The sequence below is a fragment of the Larkinella insperata genome (genome assembly GCF_026248825.1).
In the GTDB taxonomy this organism is placed as follows: Bacteria; Bacteroidota; Bacteroidia; order Cytophagales; family Spirosomataceae; genus Larkinella; species Larkinella insperata.
The window spans coordinates 3527675-3552707 of record NZ_CP110973.1; the positions used below are offsets into that span (position 1 = coordinate 3527675).

Here is a 25033-nt window from a genome sequence, read left to right on the forward strand (position 1 = left end):
GGTTAAATTTTCGCCCAAAAGTAGAACAAAAAAGCGGACTCGGCGTCCGCTTTTCGTTAAATCTGGTCGAAGAAGGAACCGGCTTCTTTTTTCTTTCCTTCCGGTTCAGTTTCCTCGGCAACGGCCTGCGGCTCGATTGTATCCTCCTCGGCGATGGGTTCCGTAATGGGCAACCCCGCTTCGGCGGCTTCGGCACCCTGGGCCGCCACCGGGTCGGCAAAGACCGCTTCGTCGGCTAGGGGTTCGGTATTGTCGATTGCGTGTTGCAGGGCATCGTCCGTCGTTTCTACGTGCAGGGTCTCGGGGTTCACCAGGTCCGAATCCCCGTCGGCGGCTGGGGTTCCCTTCGCGGCAAGGGGCTCGTTTTCGGTGTGCTGCGCGGTCACCTCGTCAATTTTGGCCTGAATGGACGCCTGATTGAATTTCTTTTCAAACCGATCAACATTTTCGAGGGCGCCGTTGGCCAGCATCTGAATCTGCTTGATCAATCCTTCCTTGTATTTCTCCATCGCCTTGAAGTCGTGTTCCATCGCCTTCAGGTCGTTGAGGATGTTTTCTTTGATGTAGCGTGCCTGATTCTCAGCATCCTGCACCATCAGCGTGGAGCGCTTGCGGGCTTCGGCCAGAATTTCATCGGCTTTCTGTTTCGACTCGTTCAGGTATTTTTCGGCGGCTTTGTTGGCCTGATCGGTGATCTGCGTACTGGTATCGTCGGCGGTCTTCAACGTTTTAAACAACGTCATCTCGATGTCCTTGAACTTGCTGAGTTCTTTTTCGGCCAGTTCGAGTTGCATCTTCAGCATTTTCCCCTCACTCGTTACACGCTCCCATTCCTGCGAAAGAGACGCCAGAAACGCGTCTACTTCTTCGGGACGGTATCCGCCGAATCCTTTCTTTTCAAATGTATGCTGCCGAATCTCGATGGGCGTTATTTTCATGTTGGAAAGGTTTATGGTGCCATAACTTTCACTTTTCTGCTAAAAGTAAAGTTATCCGGCCGAAATTATCAATTTTTTGTCCTGAAATTTGCGAAATTGCCAAGAACAAAGCAAATCATTTAGCTAGCGGGTAATCTCCCAGACCGAAATCAGCCGGTCATCGCTGGCCGAAACGAGTTGCTGTTGAAACGAGCTCCAGAGCAATTTATTGACCGACGTTCCGTGTCCGGCGTGCCGCGCCCGGTCGATTACTTTCAGCAGCCGGAAGCTCCCGGCATCCCAGACTTTGATGGATTTATCCATGCTGCACGTGGCAAACAAGGCGCCGTCCGGGCTGTAGCAAATGTGGTTGATGGCGAAGAGGTGGGCCGGAATGTCCTGTTGTTCGGCGTAGCGGTCGGCAACCACCCATGCTTTCAGGTGGGCGTCGCGCCCGGCCGAGAGCAGGTACTGTCCGTCTGGTGAGTACTGAACCGTGAAAACGGAATTGCTGTGCGCGGGAATGGTTTGTTTGAGCGTCAGATCCTGGGCGTCGAAAATCCGGATACCGTGGTCGCTGTACCCCACGGCAACTTCCCGGCTGGTTGGGTTGATGGCAATGCTGCGGGCGCTTTTGTCGCTTACTTTCAGGTGTTTCCGAACCGCAAATTCGGCCCGGTCCATTACGATAAGAACCCCGTCGGACAAGGCTATCCAGGCCGAATCCTCAAAAAACTTGATGTCAAAAATGGCCGCGGATGTAATCTGGGCCGACCGAACTTCCTGCTTCTGAACCGGGTCAATGATGTGGATGCCGTCGTAATTTTGCCCGACCCACAGTTGCCCGCGTTCCGGCTCGAACGCCAGGGCGTAAACGGAAGCGGGAATACGGGCCAGCAGGGTGCCCAGGTCCGGTTTGTCCAGCTGCCAGCGAACCACCAGACCATCGGCCCCGGCCGAAAAGAATTCGGTTGGCGACCCGCCTGAATCAAGCGTATAGACACAATCGCGGTGCCCGGCAAACGTATCAACTTTATGAACTTGCATTAGCTATAGTTTGTACAATGATAAAGGGAAAATGCGAAACTGTTCGGGTGTGTTTACTTTTTCGCTTCCGATTCCCCATTTTCCTTTTATCATTGCACCCTCAAATCGAGATTCGGATTATGTCAGTTTATCAAACCCACCGGCTGGGGGCCAGTTGTACGGCGGTGTTGTGGAAAATTGAGGAAAGCGAAGACGAACTGCGCCCACTGCTGACGCTGACGGTTCCGGAGCAAATGGAATTGCTGACCATCACGCACCCGGCTCAGCGCGTCGAGTGGCTGGCGTGCCGGGCGGCCGTCCGGGCGCTGGTGGAATCGAACGGACCCTACGCGGGCTTGTACAAAGACGAATACGGAAAGCCCCACCTGATCGGGCTGGATGCGCACATCTCCATTTCCCACACCTCGGGCTGGGCGGCTGCCGTTATGCACCATTCCAAACCCGTTGGGATTGATATTGAGCCGTTTCGGCAGCAATTCGTGCGGGTGGTTCCGCGGGTATTGTCCGACGACGAAATCCGCCACGCCGACGGGGATCTGCACCGGTTGGCTGTTTACTGGTGCGCCAAGGAAGCACTCTATAAACTGTACGGGAAACGCCAGCTCACCTTCCGCGAACACCTGCACGTGGAGCCGTTTTCCGACGGAGCCGGGTTGCTAACGGGGCACGTCCGTTTGCCCGACGACGTACGGGAATTGAAGATTCATTACTTCGAAACCGGGCCGGGGATGCTGGCCGTGGCCTTTTAGTGCCCCTACGGACCAGGGCCCGTAGGGACGGAAGGTTATTTACTGGTATAGTCCGAGAGGGGCGGGGTAGCTCCTTCGTCGTTGACGGCATCCATCAGTTGTTCTACTTCCTTAACCCGGCCGGTATCGCCGATTTTCTCGAACGCCAGCATCAGGTTCCGCAGCACGCGCCGGACAATGTCCAGGTTGGTGCAGGGCTGGTAATAGGTATCGGCTGGTTTGAGGTTCAACTGACCAATGTAATGATCAATGTCGGACTTGGAAAACACCAGGCCACGGTTGAACACGTTGATGTAAAACTGCGTATGGTCTTTCTTATAAGTCAGCACAAACAAACTGGGCAGGTTGACCCCGTATACCGGCAAACCCAGTTGCTGGGCCACCATCATGTATATGACGCACAGCGAAATCGGGTTGCCGCGCCGACTTTCCAGCACGACGTTGATCATCGAGTTGGACGGCGAATGGAAATGTTTGGTATTGGCGGCAAACTTGAGCTTGTTAAAAAAGACGCTGTTTAAGGTCTTGATCTGATCAATCGGGTGCATTTCCGACTTCCCTTCCAGCCAAACATCCAGGTAAAGTTGTTTGATTTCCTGCCGGAGTTTATCAAGCGACAGATCCGGGTACTGGTACGTCGCTACAATCCATAAACCTTCCAGGAGGTCGATGCCGCCCGTGTCTTTCCAGGTACGGATTCGTTCCAGAACGGACTGGTATTGAAGATCGTGGATCAGCTCCTCGATTTTCTTTTGATGAAGCGGATTAAAGCTATCCTCCCACTCACTCTCCAGATAAGGAATCAACTGCCCACCTAATTCACGAATTCTCTGCTCTACATGCTCGGTGATTTCCTGGTCATCATCGTCTAACAGCGAAATCAACGCTTTTATTTCGTTATCGTTTATCATGCCCTTCCAACTAGAGTTACGGTCCGGTTTGTTAAACCATGGACAAATCGGTGGCCCGACGCTTCGGTGGAACCGTGCTGCGACGGCCTACCCGAAGATAAAAACTTATTTTTAGAAACCTACTGAATTTTATACTTTTGCCCGCAGGCACTAGGAAATGTCCTGAATTTATAACACCATTTTATAAAAAATGATTTTCTTACCAGGGTTGATAAAATTTCCCGTCAACCCGCACGTACCGGCAAGTTTTTTGCTTGATTCGTACAAACTCAACGCGTGAAATAACTCCTTACATATAAGCACTCCCATGAGAATTTTAGTCACTGGCGGAGCCGGATTCATCGGTTCGCACACGGTTGTTGAACTGGTGAATGCCGGGTACGAACCGATTATCATCGATAATTTCTCAAATTCTGACCGTTCTGCCTTGGATGGTCTGCGTCAGATTCTCAACCGCGATGTTATCTTCTATCAGGGGGATTGCAACGATCCGGAAACGCTGAACGCGATTTTTGAAAAAGAAAGCCTTGGGGGTGTCATTCACTTTGCGGCTCACAAAGCCGTGGGCGAGTCGGTGGCCAAGCCGTTGATGTATTACCGCAACAACCTGGATTCAACCATCCTGCTGCTCGAAACCATGCAGCGGTATGGCGTTTCGAACCTCGTTTTCTCGTCTTCGTGTACGGTTTACGGTCAGCCCGAGCAACTGCCCGTGACCGAAGCCACGCCCCGGCTACCGGCGCAGTCGCCTTACGGGAATACCAAAACCATCTGCGAAGACATCATCCGCGATACCGTCCGCTCGGGAGCAGCCATGAAAGCCATTGCTTTGCGGTATTTCAACCCGATTGGTGCTCACCCGTCCGGCCTGATTGGCGAGTTGCCGCTGGGCGTACCGAGCAACCTGGTTCCGTTCATTACGCAGACGGCCGCCGGACTGCGGGAAAAAGTAACGGTTTTCGGTAACGATTACGATACCCCCGACGGTACCTGCATCCGGGATTACATTCACGTGGTGGATCTGGCCAAGGCCCACGTTCAGGCCCTGCGGCTGCTCGATTCGCAGGAAGAAAATTCTTATTATGATATATTCAACGTCGGTACGGGCCAGGGCAATACCGTGCTCGAACTGATCAAGACGTTTGAAGAAGTCAACCAGTTAAAACTGAATTACAGCATCGGTCCGCGCCGTCCGGGCGACGTGGAGAAAATCTACGCTCAGGTCGATAAAGTAAACAACGTCATGGGCTGGCGGGCCGAAAAGTCGCTGGCCGACGGGCTGCGTGATGCGTGGCGCTGGGAGCAAAATCTGCATTTAAAAAATTCAACCGTTTCGGGTTAAGCGTTATGGGAAAGAAGATTCTGATTACCGGCGGAGCCGGCTTTATTGGTTCACACGTTGTTCGGTTGTTTGTGACCAAATACCCTGATTATCAAATTTTTAATCTGGATAAACTAACGTATGCCGGTAACCTCGCCAACCTTGCGGACATTGAGGACGCTCCCAACTACACCTTCGTGAAGGGCGACATTACCGATGCTTCTTTCCTGGAGCAACTGTTTCAGGAGCAGAACTTCGACGGCGTTATTCACCTGGCGGCCGAATCGCACGTGGACCGCTCGATCACCGACCCGATGGCGTTTGTCACGACCAACGTCGTGGGAACGGTTAATCTGCTCAATGCCGCCAAAAATAGCTGGCTGCCCGATTTCACCGGCAAGCGTTTCTACCACGTTTCGACCGACGAGGTGTATGGGTCGCTGCACAATCCGGAAGATTTCTTCGTCGAAACCACTCCGTACGACCCGCAATCGCCCTACTCGGCTTCGAAGGCGGCTTCGGATCATTTCGTGCGGGCATACGGCAACACTTATAAGCTGCCGGTTGTCCTGTCGAACTGCTCGAACAACTACGGTCCGAATCATTTTCCGGAGAAGCTTATTCCGCTGATGATTCATAACATCCAGACCAACAAGCCGCTGCCGGTCTACGGAAAAGGTGAGAACGTGCGCGACTGGCTGTATGTGATTGATCACGCCCGGGCCATCGACACGATTTACCACAACGGCAAAAACGGGGACACCTACAACATTGGCGGCTTCAACGAGTGGAAAAACATTGACCTGGTGAATCTGCTGTGCGGCATCATGGACCGGAAGCTGGGGCGCCCCGAAGGCACTTCGGCCCAACTCATTACGTACGTCACCGACCGCGCGGGCCACGATCTGCGGTACGCCATCGACGCCAGTAAATTGATGAATGAGCTGGGCTGGAAGCCGTCCCTGCAATTTGAAGAGGGCCTGGAAAAAACCGTTGACTGGTTCCTGACCAATCAGGACTGGCTGGAAAACGTTACCTCCGGCGCTTATCAGAAGTATTACGACTCCATGTACGAAAACCGATAACCAATTTTGAATGAGCGAATGAGTGAATAAGGCGGCCAATTTTTGGCCCGCAGTGCTATTCGCTCATTCGCTCATTCCCTCATCAAAACCATGAAAGGCATCATTTTGGCCGGAGGTTCCGGAACCCGTTTGCACCCGCTGACATTGGCCGTCAGCAAGCAACTCATGCCGGTTTATGACAAGCCGATGATTTATTATCCGCTATCGATTCTGATGCTGGCGGGTATTCGCGAAATTCTCATTATTTCAACGCCCCACGATCTGCCGAATTTCAAGAAACTGCTTGGCGATGGCGAGCAGGTTGGCTGTTCGTTCAGCTACGCCGAGCAGCCCCTGCCGAACGGTCTGGCGCAGGCGTTTGTGATCGGGGAGGAGTTTATCGGTAAAGACAAAGTGGCGCTGATTCTGGGCGATAACATTTTTTACGGATCGGGTCTTTCAAAACTGCTGCAATCCAACAACGATCCCGACGGCGGGGTGGTGTATGCCTACAAAGTCAACGATCCGGAGCGCTACGGGGTGGTGGAGTTCGATGATAACAAAAAAGCCCTGTCGATTGAAGAAAAGCCGCAGCAGCCCAAGTCGAACTACGCCGTGCCGGGCCTGTATTTTTACGACAATGACGTGGTAGAGATTGCCAAGAATCTGAAGCCCAGCCCCCGGGGCGAGTACGAGATCACGGATGTAAACAAAGTGTATCTGGAGCGTGGCAAACTGAAAGTCGGTATTCTGGACCGGGGTACTGCCTGGCTGGATACGGGTACGTTTGCGTCGCTGATGCAGGCGGGTCAGTTTGTGGAAGTGATCGAGGAGCGTCAGGGTATGAAAATCGGCTCCATCGAGGAAGTGGCGTACCGGATGGGCTACATCAACGACGATCAACTGAAAGCCATCGCTCAACCGCTGGTCAAAAGCGGCTACGGCCAATACCTGCTGAATCTGCTGAAATAGCAAAACAGGGGAGGGCGAATGAAAGATTCGTTTCTCCCTTTGTCCCTCAAAAAAAAAGCCTGGACAAAGTCCTGGCCTTTTCCAAACCTAACCTATGAGATGAGAAAATCGGCTTGTCCCATCGGGTGATGAAACGTACCAAGTCTCTGCAAATGTGCAGGGAAATTACTAAGAAATTTAGAGAAGAAACCCCTTATTTATAAAAAATTAAGAGTAACTCAATCCTGCAAGTGATTCTGCGCATTTGACTACGTAGTTCTACTTGATCTCCTTGAGGTAATAGACTGTTATTCAATGCATTAATCTGTTTTTTGCCTTCCTTTCTGCTTGTAATTCCTGCCTCTCTTTTCTATTTTGGATGAACTTTAACGATCAACTCTCATCCAGGAAAACATGACACAAGATCCAAAAGAACCCTACCGGGGCGATGTAGGCGACTTCATTCGGAATCGTGACGCGGAAATGTTAACCCGCAATTTTCGTCTGCTTAAAGAAGAAAGTCAGGGGTCGGGAAAAGATACGTACACCCGCGCCGAGTTTTTTGGAATCAATCGGATTAATGAGTTATTGGGCTACGACGACTGCGTCGGCATCCGGATTTATTACGGACTGGGCAAAGGACAAGATGACAATGGCGACCCGAAACCGCAACTGGTGCTGACGGCTGTTAATTCAAAGGGCAAAGACATTTTCCTGGGCAGCCTGACCCGCGATTCGGAGTTTCGAGGAAGAGAAACCGACGACATCGACGATCCGACCGGTTTGAAAGATATGCCCGCCGGGAGAGATGCCCTGGCGAATGGGCATCCATGTCCCCAGCACTGCTAATTTTATTTATAAATGCTTGAACGTCTGGTTAGCAATTTACAAGCATACCCATTAGATTATATTGGCCATATTTTTATACTGTTGCCGGTAGCTCTTAGTATTTATCGGCGACAGTTCTTAACCAAGGAGTTAATATTATTAATTCTATTTTTTCTAACTTCTTTTTTAGAGGAATGTATACAACTTTATTATTCGCTAAAGGCGTGGAGCAATATTCATTTATATAACCTCTATTTAATCGTCGATATATTTCTAGTCGGATGCATATACTATCAAAAGTTTGAATTTAAAATACATAAAAAGTACATAGTCATAGCTACCTCAATAAGTATAATTATTTCCATTATATTTTTTAAATACGATGAGTTTTCATCAGTAGGGAATACCGTATTTAGAATATTTAGCACAGCTTTAGTTTTATCATACTTTAATTGGTTGTTGGTTGAAATGAAAATAGCCAATATGCTACTGCATAGTTTTTTTTGGATAAGTGCAGGTCTATTACTTTATTCACTAGGGACATTCTTTATGTATTTATTTAGTCAATATACAATAAGTGCCAAGGCTAGCAGCAATATATTTGACCTATATTGGTCTGTTAAGCAAATACTGTATATCCTTTTTTGTGTTTTTTCATCTATTGGTTTTTGGGTGAGTAAATACGATATAAAGAATTATGTGTAATATGCATTAACAGTTTAATCATTAAATTGATTTAGCTATTTATTAGTAGCATTTCCGTTTACTAAAAGACAATTGTTTATCACAACAAGTCTGTGCAAATTTGAGACCTTATCATAACCACCATTTTTAAGTTAAACCTCTTTTTAACCATGAGTGCAATCAGCAGTGGAGCAGGACGCTTCATTTCAGAAGAAGAAGCCGAGCAATTTAAAGGCGCGTACCAGCAACGTAAGAAACAACAACAAATTCCGGAGTCGGATACGGTTCGTTCCGAGTTTTTTGGCAGCGACAATCTGCAACAAATTCTAAGCCAGCCGGGGTGCGTAGGCATCCGGGTGTACCACGCCAAGCGCCAGGAGAAAATCAACGGTTCCGAACACCTGGTCCCCCGGGTGGTACTGGTCGGCGTTGATGAAAACGGGGATGAACTGCTGGAACTGAGCGAACCCATCGAAGCCGGAATGAAAGATATGCCGGCGGTTCGGTCGGGTCAGTTGGCAGACGGTCCGTTGTGTCCGCCAGAATGCAACAAAGTAGGCAAAGGAGGTTGATAGGAACGAGTTATTTATGGTGGATCACCCTTATATCCAGTTAGTTCTTAAGTATCCCCATACGTTTTTGCCAGACCTGTTCCTGGTGTTAGCCTTGGTAACAGGTCTGGTAAATTACCCATTTCTGGATAAGGCCAGTCATTGGCTGTTTAGAATGCTGATTTTATCACTGGGGATTTCTCTTTTACAAAATCACAATGCTGCGTATCGGTTAAACAACCTTTACCTGTATAATTTAAACTCGGTTGCCGAAATAAGCTGTATTGCGGGGGCTTACTGGGTGGAGCTAAAATCCAAACGCAACCGAACGATTGTGCTGGCCGGTCTAGGAGTTTATCTATTGGTATTTTTAGTCGATTTCAGTTGGACCCGAATTGCCGGTATTACGCTCGGCGTTCAGCGGATTGTCATGATTTTGTACGCGCTTCTTTACTTCCATTATATTCTGACGAAGATGCAGGTACAAAATATATTGATTCATGCCATGTTCTGGATCAGCGCCGGAGCAATCGTGCACGCTGCCGGAACCCTGTTTGTTTTTCTGTTTGTGAAAGTAACCCTCGGTGACCTTAGCTCGAACGGAAGTTACGGGTTGTACATCCAGATCGTCAGGGCTTTTACCGCATTTTTTTACGTCGTTCTGATCATCAGTTTCTGGCTCCGGCGACGTGAGTTCAGGATGGTCGAACACATGACCGTTTAATATGAGGTGCTTGCGGATGTGGCGTCAAGATGGTATATTTCGACAATTGATTTTATTATAAGTCCGTGTATGGGACCGCACTTTGCTTCTGACTCGCTGTGAACGAGGACATGAAATTATACATTGCCGTAGGTACGGCCGTTCTGCTGGTGATGGCGATTTTTATCATCGTCTTTGTGGCCTATTACCAGCAAAAACAGATTCGTCAACAACTCATTCTGAAGGAATGGCAGGAGAAATACCGTAAAGGTCTGCTCGCGGCCACCCTCCAGGCGCAGGAACACGAACGTCGGCGCATCGCCCAGGATCTGCACGACGAAATCGGGACAATGCTGTCGGTGACCAAGTTGAGCCTCAATCAACTGGGCCGGACCGTGGAACACAACGACCCCAGCTCAACGGTGCTGGTTCAGAAAACCCGCTCGCTGCTGGACGAAACCATTGCCAACGTCCGGCGCATCAGCCGCGATCTGGTGCCGACTACCCTCGAACGCTTCGGGCTGGTTTCGGCGCTGGAAGAACTGGCCGAAAAAGCCAGCAACGGCGAGGTTCACGTCGAATTGTCGTGTTCTGACAAGCTGCCGCCCCTGATGCCGCAACTGGACCTGACGCTGTTTCGCATTGCGCAGGAGCTGATCAACAACGCCATCAAACACGCCAACGCCCAGCATATTATTATTGATCTGCACTGCCAGCCGAACGGTATGCTGCTGTCCGTTATTGATGACGGGCAGGGATTCGATCTGGATGAAATTATGAAAGATAAGAAACGGGGGCTGGGTCTCCGTAACATCGAAAGCCGTCTGAACGTGATTGACGGTCATGTCACGTTTGATGTGGAAGAAGGCCGTGGCTCCCGGATTCACATTCAGGTGAAAAACCTGAAGCCGGAAGTGGAGGTAGAAGTGGAACCGGTGTAAAAGATAAAAACGGTTTGAAGAAGGGCACGATCAAGTGGTTCTCATCAGCTGGATGATAAGGCGGACCAAACCAGCCGTTTACCCATTAAGCCGCTAGCCACAAACGTTACAAGCTCCAAGCCACCCCTTACTATGAAAAAGATCAAGATTGCCCTCGCCGACGATCATAATTTATTCCGCAAGGGAATGGCTTCCGTACTGAGCCAGGTGCCGGACTTTGAGCTGGTACTCGAAGCCAGCAACGGCCAGGAACTGATCGACAAGCTGACCCGCCGGATGCCCGATGTGGTGTTGCTCGACCTCGAAATGCCGGTTATGGACGGCATCGCTACCACCGAATACATTCGCGAAAACCATCCCGATGTTCGCATTATCATGCTGACGATGCACGACGAGGACCGTTTCGTGTTGCACCTGCTCGAAAAAGGCGTTAGCGGCTACGTGCTGAAGGATGCCGATCTGGACGAGGTGGAAAAAGCCGTTCACCGGGTAATGGACGACGGCGTCTACCTCAACGACTTTGTGTCGAAGGTGATGCACCGGAAAATGGTGAACAAACCAACTACCGTCATCAAGAATCCGCAGACCTCGACGCTTTACAACAGCAAAGTGCTGCTGTCGGAGCGCGAAAAAGAAGTGTTGAAGCTAATCTGTGAAGGATTATCGACGGCCGAAATCAGCGAGAAAATCTTCCTGAGCCCGCGCACGGTCGAAGGGCACCGGCTGCGGATACTGGAAAAAACCGGGACTAAAAATACCGCCGGAATGGTGGCCTACGCCTTCAAAAATAACTTGGTTTAATACCGGAAAAGAGAAAGCGGGGCGGAAAGGAGTAGGGGACCGGTTGGGATTCCCTGCTCCTTTCCGCCCCGCTTCTTTATTGGCCGGCGTCCCATTTCGCTTAACGCCTTTTTTTCAACTTATTTGCAACCGGTGTTGTTACCAAAATAAAACCTGAGTCTATTCGTAAAGAATTGAATAAATAGTAGACAATCTTTCTATTTGAATCATTTAACTTTGCCAATCGAACAAGGGTGATCCCGAATTATGGACAGATTCTCGTATATAGCTAATTCTGAAGCAGCCTACATCGACGATTTATACCGGGCTTATAAACAAGACCCTGGATCGGTAGATGAAAGCTGGCAAAAATTTTTTGAGGGTTTTGAGTTTTCCCAGTCGTATAGTGAAGGTGGCAACGGAACCAACGGCCACACCAACGGCGAAGCAGCTACAAAACCCGTAATCGACACCAAGCACGCTGAAAAAGAAGTATCAGTAGCCAGCCTGATTAAAGCGTATCGCTCACGGGGCCACCTGTTGGCCAAAACCAACCCCATTCGGGATCGGAAAGACCGCAATCCGCGGATCGGTCTGGAAGATTACGCCCTGTCGGAAGCCGATCTCGACACGGTGTTTGAAGCCGGTAACCTGCTGGGAATCGGGCCGAGCTCTTTGCGGAAAATCATGGAATCGCTGGAAAAGATCTACGCCGGAACCATTGGTTTTGAGTACATGTACATCCGCGAGATCGACGTGAAGAACTGGCTGCGCAATAAAATCGAAAAAGAAGCGCTGGTGTTCGATCCCACGCTGGAAGAGAAAAAGCGGATTTTGAAAAAACTGAACGAAGCAACGGTTTTTGAGAATTTTCTGCATACTAAATATTTAGGTCAGAAGCGGTTTTCACTCGAAGGAGGGGAAACCACCATTCCGGCGCTCGATGCCATCATCAACCACGCCGGGGAACTGGGTGTTGAAGAAGTCATGATCGGGATGGCGCACCGTGGTCGTTTGAACGTGCTGGTAAACATCCTCGGCAAGTCGTACGAGGCTGTCTTCAGTGGTTTCGAAGGCAACGTGCCCGACCAGGTTTTTGGCGATGGCGACGTAAAATACCACCTGGGCTATTCGAGCCTGATCGAAACCGCGTCGGGCAAGCAGGTCAGCGTGAAACTGGCGCCGAACCCGTCGCACCTCGAAGCCGTCAACCCGATTATCGAAGGGTTTGTGCGGGCGCAGGCTGACGAAGAATACGCCGGGAATTACGACAAAATCCTGCCAATCCTGATCCACGGCGACGCGGCTGTGGCCGGGCAGGGAATTGTTTACGAAGTAACCCAAATGGCAAAGCTGGCCGGTTACCAAACCGGGGGAACACTTCACTTTGTAATCAACAACCAGATTGGTTTTACAACCGACTTTGAAGACGCCCGTTCGTCGATCTACTGTTCGGATGTTGCCAAAATCATCGACGCGCCGGTTTTCCACGTCAACGGTGACGATCCGGAAGCGGTTATTTTCTGCGTGAAACTCGCCATTGAGTTTCGGGAGAAATTTAACCGGGACGTCTTTATCGACATGGTTTGCTACCGTCGGTACGGCCACAACGAGTCCGACGAGCCGAAGTTTACGCAGCCGACGTTGTACAGCACCATTGAAAGACACGCCAATCCGCGGGAGATTTATAACAAAAGCCTAATTGAGCGGGGCGAGGTGGATGCCGAACTGGCGACCAACATGGACGCTGAGTTTAAAAAGGAGTTGCAGGACCGGCTCGACATGGTGAAGCAGAAAGCCGAAATTCCGTACAAACCGTTGCGGCTCGACCGCGAGTGGGCGGAGTTGCGCGTGAGCCAGCCGGAAGACTTCGACCAGTCGCCCGAAACCGGGGTAGCCATGGACGTGCTTGAGAAAGTCGGCAACGCCTTGGTGTCGGTTCCAAACGGTTTCAAACCGTTGAAGCAGATTGAAAAACTGCTGAAAGACCGTCGGCAAATGTTGTTCGAAACGAAGCAGGTTAACTGGGGAACGGCGGAGTTGCTGGCCTACGGTTCGATTCTGCTCGAAAATAAAGTGGTTCGTCTGAGCGGACAGGATGTGCAGCGCGGAACGTTCTCGCACCGCCATGCCGTTCTGCACGATTCGGAAACCAACGAATCCTACAATTCGCTCGACCACATCGAGGGGAGCCAGCAGAAGCTTCAGATCTACAATTCGCTGCTGTCGGAATACGGTGTACTGGGCTTTGAGTTCGGGTACTCCATGGCCAATCCCCACGCGCTGGTGATTTGGGAAGCTCAGTTTGGGGACTTCTCCAACGGAGCGCAGGTCATCATCGACCAGTTTGTTTCCTCCTGCGAATCGAAATGGGGACTCATGAACGGTCTGGTGATGTTGTTGCCCCACGGTTACGAAGGCCAGGGGCCGGAACACTCCAACGCCCGTCCGGAACGGTATCTGCAACTCTCGGCGGAATACAACATGGTGGTTGCCAACGTGACCACGCCGGCCAACTTCTTCCACCTGCTGCGTCGGCAGTTGACCTGGCAGTTCCGGAAACCGCTGGTGGTGATGTCACCGAAATCTTTATTGCGGCACCCACAAGTAGTTTCGTCGCTGGAAGATCTTACCAAAGGTACTTTTAAGGAAGTGTTGCCCGATCCGTTCGCAGTTGGCAAGAAAGTAAAACGAGTCCTGCTCTGTACGGGTAAGATTTATTACGAATTACTCGAAAAACAACAGGCCGACAAGCGTGACGATGTGGCCGTCGTTCGGTTGGAGCAGTTACATCCGTTCCCGCAAAAACAGCTTGATGCCATTCTGGCAGAATACGGTAAAAATGCGGAATTGGTGTGGGTGCAGGAAGAACCGTCGAACATGGGTGCATGGACGTACCTGCTGCGTACGGTGCCGGAACTGAAACTGCGCGGCATCACGCGGAAAAACAGTGCGTCACCGGCAACCGGGTATTCCAAAGTTCACAGTCAGGAACAGGCCGACATCATCCGCCGGGCGTTTGAATAAGGTTTTACAGTTATCCTGAACGCACAGATAGCTGACAACTGAAAACGAAGAGAAAATGGCAATAGAAATGAAAGTACCCCCGGTTGGGGAGTCGATTACGGAAGTAACGGTTGGTGCATGGCATAAGAAAGAGGGGGATTCGGTAAAGAGAGACGAGGTGCTGTGCGAACTGGAATCGGATAAGGCATCGTTTGAATTTCCGGCAGAAGCCGATGGTGTGTTGCACATCCTGGCTCAGGAAGGCGATGTGTTGCCCATCGGTGCCGTACTGTGTACCATTGACGCTGCGGGAGCGTCCAACGGTGAAGCTCCCAAAGCAGAAGCCCCGGCTGCGGCCAAACCCGCTGAACAACCGGCGGCTGCGCAGCCTGAACCGGCTAAGTCCGAGCCCGCTCCGCAACCGGCTCCTGCTCCGGAACCCGCAACGGATTCAGCGGCTAAAACCGTAGAAATGAAAGTTCCCCCGGTGGGCGAATCAATTACGGAAGTAACGATTGCCTCCTGGAATAAAAAAGACGGTGACAAAGTGGAGCTGGACGAAGTTCTGTGCGAACTGGAATCCGACAAAGCAACGTTCGAATTACCGTCTGAAGCCGCCGGAACACTCCGGATTGTGGCCGAAGCCGGATCAACGCTGGCGATTGGCGCCGTAATCTGCCGGATCGAAGTGGGCGCGGGTGCCGCCCAGCCTGCTTCTCAACCCGCAGCCCCGGCACCTCAACCGGCTGCCCAGCCGGCAGCCGCTCAATCCGGCGAACAAGGATACGCTGCCAATCATCCGTCACCGGTTGCGGCTAAGATTCTGGCCGAAAAAGGCATAGATCCGAAAGAAGTGAACGGCACGGGCATTGGCGGCCGCATCACAAAAGAAGACGCGGTGAAGGCCGAAAAAGCCGCACCAGCACCCGCTCCGCAACCGGCGGCTGCCCCGGCTTCCAAACCGGCTCCGGCCCCAGCGGCACCGGCAGCGGTTTCCGGCACCGGCAACCGGGGACAACGGCGCGAGCGGATGACTTCCCTGCGGAAAACCATCGCCCGGCGGTTGGTAGCCGTGAAAAATGAAACGGCCATGCTGACAACCTTCAACGAGGTTGATATGAAGCCGATCATGGATCTGCGGGCCAAATACAAAGACAAGTTCAAGGACAAACACGCGGTTGGTCTGGGCTTTATGTCGTTCTTCACGAAGGCGGTTTGCATTGCCCTGCAGGACTTCCCGAATGTGAACGCCATGATCGACGGTGATTCGATCGTTTACAACGACTACTGCGATGTGTCGATTGCCGTTTCAACGGAACGGGGGCTGGTAGTCCCGGTGATCCGGAACGCCGAAAGCATGGACTTTGCCGCCGTCGAGAAGGAAATCATTCGTCTGGCGGGCCTGGCGCGGGACAACAAACTGACCATCGAGCAGATGTCCGGCGGAACGTTTACGATCACCAACGGTGGTATTTTCGGTTCGATGCTGTCGACGCCGATTATCAACGCACCCCAGTCGGCCATTCTGGGAATGCACAACATCGTTGAGCGTCCGGTAGTTGTGAACGGTGAAATCGTTGTTCGTCCCATGATGTACGTGGCGTTGTCGTACGATCACCGCATCATTGACGGTAAAGATTCTGTGAGCTTCCTGGTCCGGGTAAAACAATTGCTGGAAGATCCGGCGCGGATTTTACTGGGCGTTTAACGTATTGGTAGGACGGATTGTAAAGCCGTCTTTGCTTCAGACAACCGGTCTGGCGCAGAGATGATTTTAAAGTCCGTCCTACGTTTGTTTATAGCTAATTTACTGGCAAAAAGCTTTACAATTTTATGCAATACGACGTTATCGTCATTGGTTCCGGGCCCGGCGGCTATGTGGCAGCAATTCGCTGCGCACAGTTGGGCATGAAAACGGCCATCGTAGAAAAATACAAAACGTTGGGCGGTACCTGCCTGAACGTTGGCTGTATTCCGTCCAAAGCCCTGCTCGATTCCTCGGAGCATTTTTACAACGCGGCCCACACGTTCGCCGAACACGGTATCAAGCTGGCCGACCTTCAGGTTGATCTGCCCCAGATGATCAAGCGGAAGGAGGGAGTCGTGGAAGCCAACGTAACCGGTATCTCGTTCCTGATGAAAAAGAACAAAATCACGGTTCATCAGGGATTTGGCTCCTTTGCCGATGCCAACACGTTGAAGGTGAAGAAGGACGACGGCAGCGAGGAGCAGATCACGGCCAAGAATTTTATCATCGCTACCGGTTCTAAACCGTCGTCGTTTCCGTCGATGCCGATTGATAAGAAGCGCATCATCACCTCCACCGAAGCCCTGACGTTACAGGAAGTGCCCAAACACCTGATCGTAATCGGAGCCGGCGTGATTGGCGCGGAGCTGGGGTCGGTTTACGCCCGCATCGGTTCCAAAGTTTCGTTTGTCGAATTTGCGGATTCAATGATTCCGACGATGGACAAAACGATGGGCAAAGAACTGCAGAAAGCCGTTAAAAAGCTGGGGGCCGAGTTCTACTTCAGCCACAAAGTCACCAGCGTGGAAAATACCGGTGAGGGGGTGGTGGTGAAAGCCGACAATCCGAAAGGTGAACAAATCACCATCGAAGGTGATTACTGCCTCGTTTCCGTTGGTCGTCGCCCGTACACCGACGGTCTGAATCTGGAAGCGGCTGGTCTGGCCGTCGACAACCGGGGCCGCATCGAAGTGGACGATCACCTGCGGACAAAGGTGCCAAACATCTACGCCATCGGCGACGTGATTCGCGGGGCGATGCTGGCGCACAAAGCCGAGGAGGAAGGTGTTTTCGTGGCTGAAACGCTGGCGGGACAGAAGCCGCACGTCAACTACCGGCTGATTCCGGGCGTAGTATACACCTGGCCGGAAGTGGCCAGCGTGGGCTTTACGGAAGAAGAACTCAAGCAGGAGGGCCGGGCCTACAAAGTGGGGTCGTTCCCGTACAAAGCCCTGGGCCGCGCCCGCGCTTCGATGGATATAGACGGGCTGGTGAAAGTGCTGGCCGACAAGCAAACCGACGAAATTCTGGGCATGCACATCATTGGTGCCCGCGCTGCCGATATGATCGCGGAGTGCGTTGTCGCGATGGAATACCGGGCTTCGGCGGAAGATATCGCACGGATCTCGCACGCGCACCCGACCTACACGGAAGCCATCAAGGAAGCCTGTCTGGCCGCGACCGAAAACCGGGCCATTCACATGTAATCAATTGGAATTAGCTGGTAGTCAATAGGACTTATCGGATGTTTTTCCGCCCCGCTTTGGAAATCAAGCGGGGTTTTTCTTTTTTAGTGAATACCCCTTCATCCCATGAAAAAACTAATACTTCTTGCTTTCTGCCTTTTTGCAACCGGAGTTTATGCCCAAACAACCGACTCGGTCACCATCCGGAAAATCTACAACGAAGTGTTGAACAACAGCCCGTCCTACGAGTGGCTACGGCATTTGACCCAGCAGATCGGTCCGCGCCTGAGCGGTTCGGCCGGGGCGCAGCAAGCCGTCGACTGGACCAAGCAACTGATGGAACAGCAGGGCTTCGACCGGGTGTTTTTGCAGGAAGTGATGGTGCCGCATTGGGTGCGTGGTGCGAAGGAAGTCGCTTACGTTCAGAATGGAAAGCAGAAAACAGCGGTTCCCATTGCGGCCCTGGGCGGTTCTGTTGCTACACCCCCAAAGGGGATTCAAGCGCAGGTTATTGAAGTGAAAAATTTTCAGGAGCTGCGGGAGTTGGGAGCAGACAAGGTTAAAGGCAAAATTGTCCTTTATAACCGCCCAATGGACCCGACCAAACTCAATACGTTCGAAGCCTACGCCGGAGCCGTTGATCAGCGGGGCAATGGCGCGACCGAAGCCGCTAAACTCGGGGCCGTGGGCGTGATCGTTCGGTCGATGACCACGGCGCTCGACGACAACCCACATACCGGTAGTATGCGCTACGCGACCGGTGTTCCGCTGATTCCGGCGGCTTCCATCAGCACCAATGGCGCGGAATTGCTCAGCAAGCTGCTGAAGCAAAACCCCGGGCTGACGTTTTATTTCAAACAGAATTGCGAAACGTTGCCCGACGCCAAATCTTACAACGTCGTTGGCGAAATAAAAGGCTCCGAAAAACCGGATGAAATCATCGTGGTAGGTGGGCACCTCGATTCGTGGGATTTGGGGCAGGGCGCCCACGACGACGGGTCCGGCTGCATGCAATCCATTGAGGTGCTGCGGGCGATGAAAGCACTCGGCATCAAACCGAAACGGACCCTCCGGGCGGTGATGTTCATGAACGAAGAAAACGGCTTGCGGGGGGGCATCGGCTATGCCGACTACGCCAAAAAGAATAACGAAAAGCACCTGGCCGCCGTCGAATCCGACAACGGTGGCTTTACGCCCCGTGGGTTTGGCATTGTCGGGACGCCGGAGCAACGGGCCAAAGCCATGTCGTGGAAACCACTGCTGGCTCCCTACGGCTTACACGAGATTGGTGCGGGGTCGGGTGGGGCCGACATTGGCCCCCTGGCGCAGCTCGGCACGGTGTTGTTTGGCTTTAAGCCGGACTCCCAACGGTATTTTGATTTCCACCACACGGGCATCGACCGGTTTGAAGGCGTCAACAAACGGGAGCTGGAGCTTGGCGCGGCTTCCATGGCGGCCCTGGTTTATTTGCTGGATCAGCACGGGTTATAAAAAGATACTTGTTTCGCGGAGTTGAGCGGAGGTTCCGCTTGGTGCTCCGCTCAACTCCGCGAAACAACGTTCACTGCAGCTTCTCATTATCCCGGTGCCGCGTCGCATCCCGAACGGTTTTCTTCTCCAGATTTTTCTGAAAAGCCGCCGTCAAATCCACCCCGGTCTGATTGGCCAGGCAGATCAGCACCCACAGCACATCGGCCATTTCATCGCCCAGGTCTTTGCTCTTATCGGACTCCTTCTCCGACTGTTCGCCGTAGCGCCGGGCGATGATCCGGGCCACTTCGCCGACTTCCTCCGTCAGTATTGCCATGTTGGTAAGTTCGTTGAAATAACGGACGCCGATGGTTTTGATCCACTCATCAACGGTATCCTGCGCTTCGCGTAAGGTCATTTGAAAGGAGCTGTTTGCGGTTTTACCAGTTCAAAAAGACAAAGCTATTTCTTCTGGCCGATAGGTGCGACGGCCAACCCCGTTAATCGGTAAATAAGACCAATTTTTACGGAAGCCGGTTAGGTTTGCTCATCCATGCTCTTTACGGATTAAGTTGCACCTATGCTGATGAGCCACCGTCCCGACACGTCGAATGATCTGATCCACTGGAATGCTTTCCGGGAGGGAAGTGAGTCGGCGTTTGCGGCTTTGTATTCAACGTATTACCGGCATTTGCTGAACTACGGCCGACGGTTTGGCAGCGATGCCGCCACCGCCGAAGATGCCATTCATGATGTGTTTATCGACTTGTGGAAGTATCGTCAGACGCTGACGCAGCCGCAATCCATTCAGTCCTACATTCTCAAAGCCTTCCGCAACCGGCTGGTAACGCAGCTGGCCGAACACCAACGGCGGTTTGCGACCGTCGACCGTGAGGAGCCATTCGGCCTGGTGGCTACCGAACCTTCCTCGGAGGACCGGTTGGTGGAGGATACCCTGAATCGGGAGCAACGTGCGCAGATCGAACGGGCTTTCAAAACCCTGTCGCCCCGGCAGCAGGAAGTGCTGTACCTTCGCTACTACACAGACTTAAACTACGACGAAATTTGCGCCATCATGAGCATTACCTACAACACGGCCCGTACCCAGCTTTACCAGGCCCTGAGCGTCCTGCGCAAACGCCTGGCAACCGATTGGCCGGTTCTGCTCTGGTGGATTAGTCTGCTCAATGAGCAATAGCTGAAATTTTTCTGCAAATTTTTCCTTTTTTCATACTACAAACTCCCGGCTTCCTTCTCTTACGGTTGATTGACCTCACCACATGGCATGAAACCGCTGGAGTATTACGCAACGCTCGAAATCATTGACCTTGCCCGCGATCCGGATTTTCGAAGGTGGATCCGAAACCCGACACCGGAACAGAATCAGTTCTGGGAATCGTTCAAAGCCGTTTATCCCCACCAGCAGACGACGCTGGAACAGGCCCGTTTGCTGGTTATTGGGTTGGAATCCACCTGGCAAAATGTCTCCGACAGCGCCGTTGATGCCTCTTTTCAACGGCTTCTCCATAAAAAGCGAGCCTGGCAACCGGTGCCGAAGCGGTTCATCTGGAGGACGGCTTTCTATCGGTATGCCGCAGCGGTTGCGGTCGTGACGCTGGCCGGTTTGGGCGGGTGGTACCTAGACCGGATCACCGCCCCGATTACCTACCGGACTACCTACGGTCAGGTGCGTACGATCAGCTTGCCGGACGGGTCGGTGGTTACGCTAAACGCCAACTCCACCCTGGAAATGGCGAAAAACTGGCAGGAAAAAGGCCGGCGCGAGGTCCGGCTTACCGGCGAAGCGTTTTTTGACGTAAACAAAAAGCCGTCGGGCCAGCGGATGCCTTTTGTAGTCCATACGGGCGAAGCCGATGTGGTGGTGCTGGGCACGCGTTTCAACGTAAACACCCGCCGGACCCGAACGCAGGTTGTGCTGCAGGAAGGACGGGTCAGAGTCGATTTGCGGCAGCAACCCGACGTGCTGATGCAGCCGGGTGATCTGGTCGAAGCCGCAAACGGCCAGGCAGCGGTGCGTCGGGGGCGGGTCAATGCCCACCGGTACGTGGCCTGGCGCAACAACCTGCTGGTGCTGGATGACGAACCGCTTCGCGAAATCCTGCAACGGTTGCAGGACCAGTACGGCCTGACGGTTTCGATTCCCGATGAACGGCTGCTGAACGAACGGTTTACGAGCACGGTTCCGGCCAACCAACCAGACCTCCTGCTGCGGCTCATTGCCACAACCTTACACTTGCAAATCAGTAAAAACGAAAATCAAATAGTGCTATCCCAATTAAATCAATGAAAAACCCTCTGCCAACCACCATCCGACTGGTGATTCTGGGCGTATGGTGTCTTGCGACTACGGCCGAAGCCCAATTGCTGGCCTCGTCGCATCACCGACCGGCTCGCCAATTGTCCCCGACGCTCCGAACCACCAAGCCAGCGGTTCGCGCGTTGACCGATGTTTTGCTGGATCTGGAACGCAAATACGGTATTCGGTTTGCTTACCAGCGCAAGCTTCTGCGCGATAAAACCGTTGCTTTACCAGTACCGACCGCAACCGACCGCGAAACGGTTTTAAAGGCCGTCCTGAATCCCAACGGGCTGACCTTCCGCAAAGTGGGGGAGCAGCATTATGTTATCATCGAAGCCGGCGACGAAACGGGTCGGGCGAAGTCGACGTTGGCCCCACCGGATGAAAACGGACCGCTGCAATCCCGCCCGGGCGGAATAGAAAGCGAACGCCCGACGATGCTTCCGACGGCATTAATCGTGCGTCAAACCCCGGAGTCACCGGTTCAGGAACGCCGGATTACGGGCCGGGTGACTGCCGAAGAAAACGCTGAAGGGTTGCCGGGCGTGAGCGTCGCTTTGAAGGGAACCACCCGCGGCACAACCACTGATGCAACGGGAGCCTACACGGTTGCTATTCCCAACGAAGGCGGTACGCTGGTATTTAGCTTTATCGGGTACGTCACCCAGGAGGTGCCCGTCGGGAGCCAGTCAACCATCAACGTCGTCCTGAAAGGGTCAGACCAGACGCTGAACGAAGTGGTGGTAGTCGGTTACGGAACGCAGCAAAAACGCGACGTAACCGGCTCAATTGCCTCGATCAGCACCAAAAACATCAAAGATCAGCCCGTTCCGAACATTGTGGAAGGGTTAACGGGCCGCCTGCCGGGGGTGTTGATTCAGCAAAGCACGGGGGCACCGGGCAACAGCCCGTCCATCAAGATTCGCGGTTTGGGCTCAATCAGCGCCGGAAACGGACCGCTGGTGGTGATCGACGGCCAGCCGCTGAACTCGGGCGATCTGGCCAACGGCGGTGGGTTGAACCTGCTCAACCCGAACGACATCGACAAGATTGACATTCTGAAAGATGCCTCGGCGACGGCCATTTACGGGTCGCGCGGGGCCAACGGTGTGGTGGTGGTGACGACCAAGCGCGGCAAATCCGGTCAGGGACGGTTGAACTTCGATTACTACACCGGGGTGCAGCAGGTGACCAAGAAGATGGACATGCTGAATTCCCAGCAATATGCCGAGTTCTCGAAGGAAGCCTTCAACAACGCTTACCTCGAACGCGTGCCGGGTGCTAAAATCGAAGACCCAAACAGCGCCCGCCCGTCCGGACAGCGGTACCGGTACCCGCGTGGGGAGTTTACCGGCGTGAACTTCGACGACCCGGGCAGCCTGCCGACCTACAATTACCAGGATATGATTTTTCAGAACGCCCCTATGAGCAACTACCAGCTATCGGCGTCGGGGGGGAGCGACAAGGTACAGTACATGGTGTCGGGTAACTACCTGAGTCAGAAAGGTATTATCAAACGGTCGGGTATTGATCGGTATACGGTTCGGACGAACATCGACGCGCAGATGACCTCGTACCTGAAAATGGGCATCAGCCTGAGTCCGTCGTTCTCGGTGGAAAACCGCGTTAATACCGATCGGCACTGGGCCGATAACGGGATTATCAACTCGGCCCTGAGTCTGCCGCCGTTTATTCCGATTTACCAGCCGGGCACCACGGTTTACAACTCCCAGGCGTTTTACGCAGCCCCCTACGACTGGCCGGGCATCACCAACCCCGTCGCCAATATCTACGAGGTCGATAACCGGCTCCGCACCACGCGGTTACTCGGTAACGCCTACGCGGAAGTAAAATTGCCGTTCAACGTCCTGTACCGCGGAACCATCGGGGCTGATGTGCGCCAACTACGCCAAAACCAGTTCAGAACGTCAGCACTGCCGCTGAATCAGTTGCTGCCCCCGACGCCCAATTCGGCCTACGCGGAAAACTCAGAGGAGCTGAACTGGGTGACCAACCACACGCTGACCTACCAGAAAGAAATTGCCCAGAAACATCGCCTTGAGGTGTTGGTGGGTCTGGAAAGTCAGAAGAACGATTTTGAACGCACCCGGGTCGATGCAAACAACTTCCCGAACGATCTGGTCCGAACCATCAACGCCGGAACCCTGATCAACAACTCGGAAACGGCGTCGCGTAACCTGCGGGATCAGTGGTCGCTGGCGTCGTATTTTGGTCGGGTGGCCTATTCGTTCAACGACCGGTATCTATTCAACGCATCGTTCCGGCGCGATGGCTCGTCGCGGTTTGGGTCCAACAAACGCTGGGGCACGTTCCCGTCGGCTTCCGTGGGCTGGCGGGTGTCGGAGGAGTCGTTCCTGAAAAACAACCGCTTTATTTCGGAACTGAAGCTCAAAGCCAGCTACGGTATTTCGGGCAATAACGCCTTCACGAGTAACTACCCGGCAATCGGTCTGTTGGGCGCGGACAACTACGTGCTGGGCAACGCGCTGGCGAACGGTCTGGCCGTCAACACCATCGGAAACGAAAATCTGACCTGGGAAAAAAGCCGTCAAACGGATATTGGTCTGGAGTTGGGCGTGCTGAACAACCGCATTTTTTTAACGGCGGACTATTACAAACGCATTACCACGGACCTGTTGCTGGCCGTGCAGGTGCCAACGCTGACGGGTTTCTCGACCGCCGTAAAGAACATCGGGAAAGTGGAGAACAAAGGGTTGGAACTGGCCCTGAATACCCGCAACCTAACCGGCGAATTTAGCTGGACAACAGACCTGAACTTCTCGTTCAACCGCAACAAAGTGCTGGCCCTCGGACCCACGGGCGACCCCATCCGGAGCGGAACGGGCGTGGGCGAATCGAACATTACCGTCATTGGCGAACCGCTGGGTAGCTTCTACGGATACCGCCAGCTCGGCGTGTTCCGCGATCAGGCCGACCTGGATTCGTACCCGCACTTTGCCGATTCGCGGCCGGGTGATGTGAAATACGAAGACGTAAACGGCGACGGAAAAGTTGACGCCAACGACCGGACCCTGATCGGCAATAATCAGCCGGATTTTATCTACGGGATGACCAATACCTTCACCTTCAAAGGGTTTGATCTGGGAATTGTCGTGCAGGGTGTCCAGGGATCGAGCATTCTGAACCTGTCGCGCCGGTTCTACGAAAACCTCGAAGGAAACGCCAACTCGCTGACGACGGCCCTAAACCGCTGGCGTTCACCGGAGCAACCCGGCGATGGCATCACGCCCCGCGCCAACTCGCGCACAACGGGAAACAACAACGCGATTTCGTCGCGCTGGGTGGAGAGTGGCAGCTACTTCCGCATCCGGAACATCACGATTGGCTACAACCTGCCCAAAACGCTGATCCAGCGGGCGAAACTGCAAACGATCCGGCTGTACGGCGGGGTGCAGAACGCCCTGACTATTTCGAAATACCTGGGCTATAATCCGGAGGTGAGTGGGTACGAAGGCCCGCTGACCGGTGGCGTTGATTACGGCAGCTACCCGCTCGCCCGTACGTACACAATTGGCGTAAACATTGGCCTTTAATC

The 25033-nt window shown here is 53.0% G+C and carries 20 protein-coding genes; 16 read left to right on the forward strand and 4 right to left on the reverse strand.

From position 1 onward, the window contains the following. Positions 1–56: 56 nt before the first annotated feature. Positions 57–938, reverse strand: coding sequence for a DivIVA domain-containing protein (locus OQ371_RS14145; protein ID WP_265988650.1), 882 nt, complete (start codon positions 936–938; stop codon positions 57–59). Between the two features lie 123 nt (positions 939–1061). Continuing rightward, positions 1062–1964 carry a WD40 repeat domain-containing protein gene (locus OQ371_RS14150; RefSeq protein WP_265988652.1) on the reverse strand — a complete coding sequence of 301 codons (903 nt, stop codon included), beginning with the start codon at positions 1962–1964 and terminating at the stop codon, positions 1062–1064. A 119-nt stretch (positions 1965–2083) separates the two neighbouring features. Here OQ371_RS14150 and OQ371_RS14155 point away from each other — a divergent pair, with 119 nt between their 5' ends. Beyond that, entirely contained in the window at positions 2084–2713 is a 630-nt protein-coding gene (locus OQ371_RS14155) for a 4'-phosphopantetheinyl transferase family protein (protein ID WP_265988654.1), read from the forward strand. A 35-nt stretch (positions 2714–2748) separates the two neighbouring features. Here the strand turns inward: OQ371_RS14155 and OQ371_RS14160 are convergent, their stop codons facing one another. Further along, positions 2749–3621 carry a transglutaminase-like domain-containing protein gene (locus tag OQ371_RS14160; RefSeq protein ID WP_265994309.1) on the reverse strand — a complete coding sequence of 291 codons (873 nt, stop codon included), beginning with the start codon at positions 3619–3621 and terminating at the stop codon, positions 2749–2751. Positions 3622–3931: 310 nt separating this feature from the next. On the opposite strand from OQ371_RS14160, the gene galE reads away from it, so the two are divergent. The 12 genes from galE to OQ371_RS14220 all read left to right on the forward strand — a co-directional run bounded on the left by galE (position 3932) and on the right by OQ371_RS14220 (position 19157). Then, positions 3932–4966: a UDP-glucose 4-epimerase GalE gene (gene galE, locus OQ371_RS14165; protein ID WP_265988656.1), complete on the forward strand. Its 1035-nt coding sequence runs from the start codon at positions 3932–3934 to the stop codon at positions 4964–4966. Positions 4967–4971: 5 nt separating this feature from the next. Beyond that, entirely contained in the window at positions 4972–6030 is a 1059-nt protein-coding gene (gene rfbB, locus OQ371_RS14170) for a dTDP-glucose 4,6-dehydratase (RefSeq protein WP_265988658.1), read from the forward strand. Positions 6031–6120: 90 nt separating this feature from the next. Beyond that, positions 6121–6981, forward strand: coding sequence for a glucose-1-phosphate thymidylyltransferase RfbA (gene rfbA / locus OQ371_RS14175; protein WP_265988660.1), 861 nt, complete (start codon positions 6121–6123; stop codon positions 6979–6981). A gap of 393 nt (positions 6982–7374) precedes the next feature. Then, entirely contained in the window at positions 7375–7809 is a 435-nt protein-coding gene (locus OQ371_RS14180) for a hypothetical protein (RefSeq protein ID WP_265988662.1), read from the forward strand. Positions 7810–8642: 833 nt separating this feature from the next. Further along, a complete protein-coding gene (locus OQ371_RS14185) occupies positions 8643–9044 on the forward strand; it encodes a hypothetical protein (RefSeq protein ID WP_265988664.1) in 402 nt (133 codons plus the stop codon). 280 nt (positions 9045–9324) lie between these two features. Next, positions 9325–9747, forward strand: coding sequence for a hypothetical protein (locus tag OQ371_RS14190; RefSeq protein WP_265988666.1), 423 nt, complete (start codon positions 9325–9327; stop codon positions 9745–9747). Positions 9748–9857: 110 nt separating this feature from the next. Further along, entirely contained in the window at positions 9858–10667 is an 810-nt protein-coding gene (locus OQ371_RS14195; RefSeq protein ID WP_265988668.1) for a sensor histidine kinase, read from the forward strand. Positions 10668–10799: 132 nt separating this feature from the next. Next, entirely contained in the window at positions 10800–11468 is a 669-nt protein-coding gene (locus OQ371_RS14200; RefSeq protein ID WP_265988670.1) for a response regulator transcription factor, read from the forward strand. A gap of 246 nt (positions 11469–11714) precedes the next feature. Next, positions 11715–14474 (forward strand): 2-oxoglutarate dehydrogenase E1 component, encoded by a 2760-nt coding sequence (locus OQ371_RS14205; protein WP_265988672.1) that lies wholly within the window; start codon positions 11715–11717, stop codon positions 14472–14474. Positions 14475–14529: 55 nt separating this feature from the next. After that, positions 14530–16161, forward strand: a complete 1632-nt coding sequence (gene odhB / locus OQ371_RS14210) for a 2-oxoglutarate dehydrogenase complex dihydrolipoyllysine-residue succinyltransferase (RefSeq protein WP_265988673.1) — start codon at positions 14530–14532, stop codon at positions 16159–16161. A 125-nt stretch (positions 16162–16286) separates the two neighbouring features. Then, positions 16287–17687, forward strand: coding sequence for a dihydrolipoyl dehydrogenase (gene lpdA / locus OQ371_RS14215; RefSeq protein WP_265988675.1), 1401 nt, complete (start codon positions 16287–16289; stop codon positions 17685–17687). A gap of 105 nt (positions 17688–17792) precedes the next feature. After that, positions 17793–19157: a M20/M25/M40 family metallo-hydrolase gene (locus OQ371_RS14220; protein WP_265988677.1), complete on the forward strand. Its 1365-nt coding sequence runs from the start codon at positions 17793–17795 to the stop codon at positions 19155–19157. A 70-nt stretch (positions 19158–19227) separates the two neighbouring features. Here OQ371_RS14220 and OQ371_RS14225 read toward each other — a convergent pair whose 3' ends face one another. After that, a complete protein-coding gene (locus OQ371_RS14225) occupies positions 19228–19554 on the reverse strand; it encodes a nucleotide pyrophosphohydrolase (RefSeq protein WP_265988679.1) in 327 nt (108 codons plus the stop codon). A gap of 168 nt (positions 19555–19722) precedes the next feature. Between OQ371_RS14225 and OQ371_RS14230 the strand changes: the two genes are divergently transcribed. The 3 genes from OQ371_RS14230 (at position 19723) to OQ371_RS14240 (ending at position 25031) form a co-directional block, all read left to right on the forward strand. Next, positions 19723–20334, forward strand: coding sequence for an RNA polymerase sigma factor (locus OQ371_RS14230; RefSeq protein WP_265988681.1), 612 nt, complete (start codon positions 19723–19725; stop codon positions 20332–20334). 87 nt (positions 20335–20421) lie between these two features. Then, complete coding sequence (locus tag OQ371_RS14235) at positions 20422–21444, forward strand: FecR family protein (RefSeq protein WP_265988682.1); 1023 nt, start codon at positions 20422–20424, stop codon at positions 21442–21444. Further along, positions 21441–25031 (forward strand): SusC/RagA family TonB-linked outer membrane protein, encoded by a 3591-nt coding sequence (locus OQ371_RS14240; RefSeq protein ID WP_265988684.1) that lies wholly within the window; start codon positions 21441–21443, stop codon positions 25029–25031. The genes OQ371_RS14235 and OQ371_RS14240 overlap by 4 nt, the downstream gene beginning before the upstream one ends. Positions 25032–25033: the final 2 nt, after the last annotated feature.

What these genes read in the sequence shown, in the direction of transcription:
- OQ371_RS14205 (WP_265988672.1), top strand. Translation starts at nt 11,715, where the DNA reads ATGGACAGATTCTCGTATATAGCTAATTCTGAAGCAGCCTACATCGAC.
- OQ371_RS14240 (WP_265988684.1), top strand. Translation starts at nt 21,441, where the DNA reads ATGAAAAACCCTCTGCCAACCACCATCCGACTGGTGATTCTGGGCGTA.
- OQ371_RS14230 (WP_265988681.1), top strand. Translation starts at nt 19,723, where the DNA reads ATGAGCCACCGTCCCGACACGTCGAATGATCTGATCCACTGGAATGCT.
- OQ371_RS14185 (WP_265988664.1), top strand. Translation starts at nt 8,643, where the DNA reads ATGAGTGCAATCAGCAGTGGAGCAGGACGCTTCATTTCAGAAGAAGAA.
- OQ371_RS14180 (WP_265988662.1), top strand. Translation starts at nt 7,375, where the DNA reads ATGACACAAGATCCAAAAGAACCCTACCGGGGCGATGTAGGCGACTTC.
- lpdA (WP_265988675.1), top strand. Translation starts at nt 16,287, where the DNA reads ATGCAATACGACGTTATCGTCATTGGTTCCGGGCCCGGCGGCTATGTG.
- OQ371_RS14195 (WP_265988668.1), top strand. Translation starts at nt 9,858, where the DNA reads ATGAAATTATACATTGCCGTAGGTACGGCCGTTCTGCTGGTGATGGCG.
- odhB (WP_265988673.1), top strand. Translation starts at nt 14,530, where the DNA reads ATGGCAATAGAAATGAAAGTACCCCCGGTTGGGGAGTCGATTACGGAA.
- rfbB (WP_265988658.1), top strand. Translation starts at nt 4,972, where the DNA reads ATGGGAAAGAAGATTCTGATTACCGGCGGAGCCGGCTTTATTGGTTCA.
- rfbA (WP_265988660.1), top strand. Translation starts at nt 6,121, where the DNA reads ATGAAAGGCATCATTTTGGCCGGAGGTTCCGGAACCCGTTTGCACCCG.
- OQ371_RS14225 (WP_265988679.1), bottom strand. Translation starts at nt 19,554, where the DNA reads ATGACCTTACGCGAAGCGCAGGATACCGTTGATGAGTGGATCAAAACC.
- OQ371_RS14150 (WP_265988652.1), bottom strand. Translation starts at nt 1,964, where the DNA reads ATGCAAGTTCATAAAGTTGATACGTTTGCCGGGCACCGCGATTGTGTC.
- galE (WP_265988656.1), top strand. Translation starts at nt 3,932, where the DNA reads ATGAGAATTTTAGTCACTGGCGGAGCCGGATTCATCGGTTCGCACACG.
- OQ371_RS14220 (WP_265988677.1), top strand. Translation starts at nt 17,793, where the DNA reads ATGAAAAAACTAATACTTCTTGCTTTCTGCCTTTTTGCAACCGGAGTT.
- OQ371_RS14155 (WP_265988654.1), top strand. Translation starts at nt 2,084, where the DNA reads ATGTCAGTTTATCAAACCCACCGGCTGGGGGCCAGTTGTACGGCGGTG.
- OQ371_RS14145 (WP_265988650.1), bottom strand. Translation starts at nt 938, where the DNA reads ATGAAAATAACGCCCATCGAGATTCGGCAGCATACATTTGAAAAGAAA.
- OQ371_RS14200 (WP_265988670.1), top strand. Translation starts at nt 10,800, where the DNA reads ATGAAAAAGATCAAGATTGCCCTCGCCGACGATCATAATTTATTCCGC.
- OQ371_RS14235 (WP_265988682.1), top strand. Translation starts at nt 20,422, where the DNA reads ATGAAACCGCTGGAGTATTACGCAACGCTCGAAATCATTGACCTTGCC.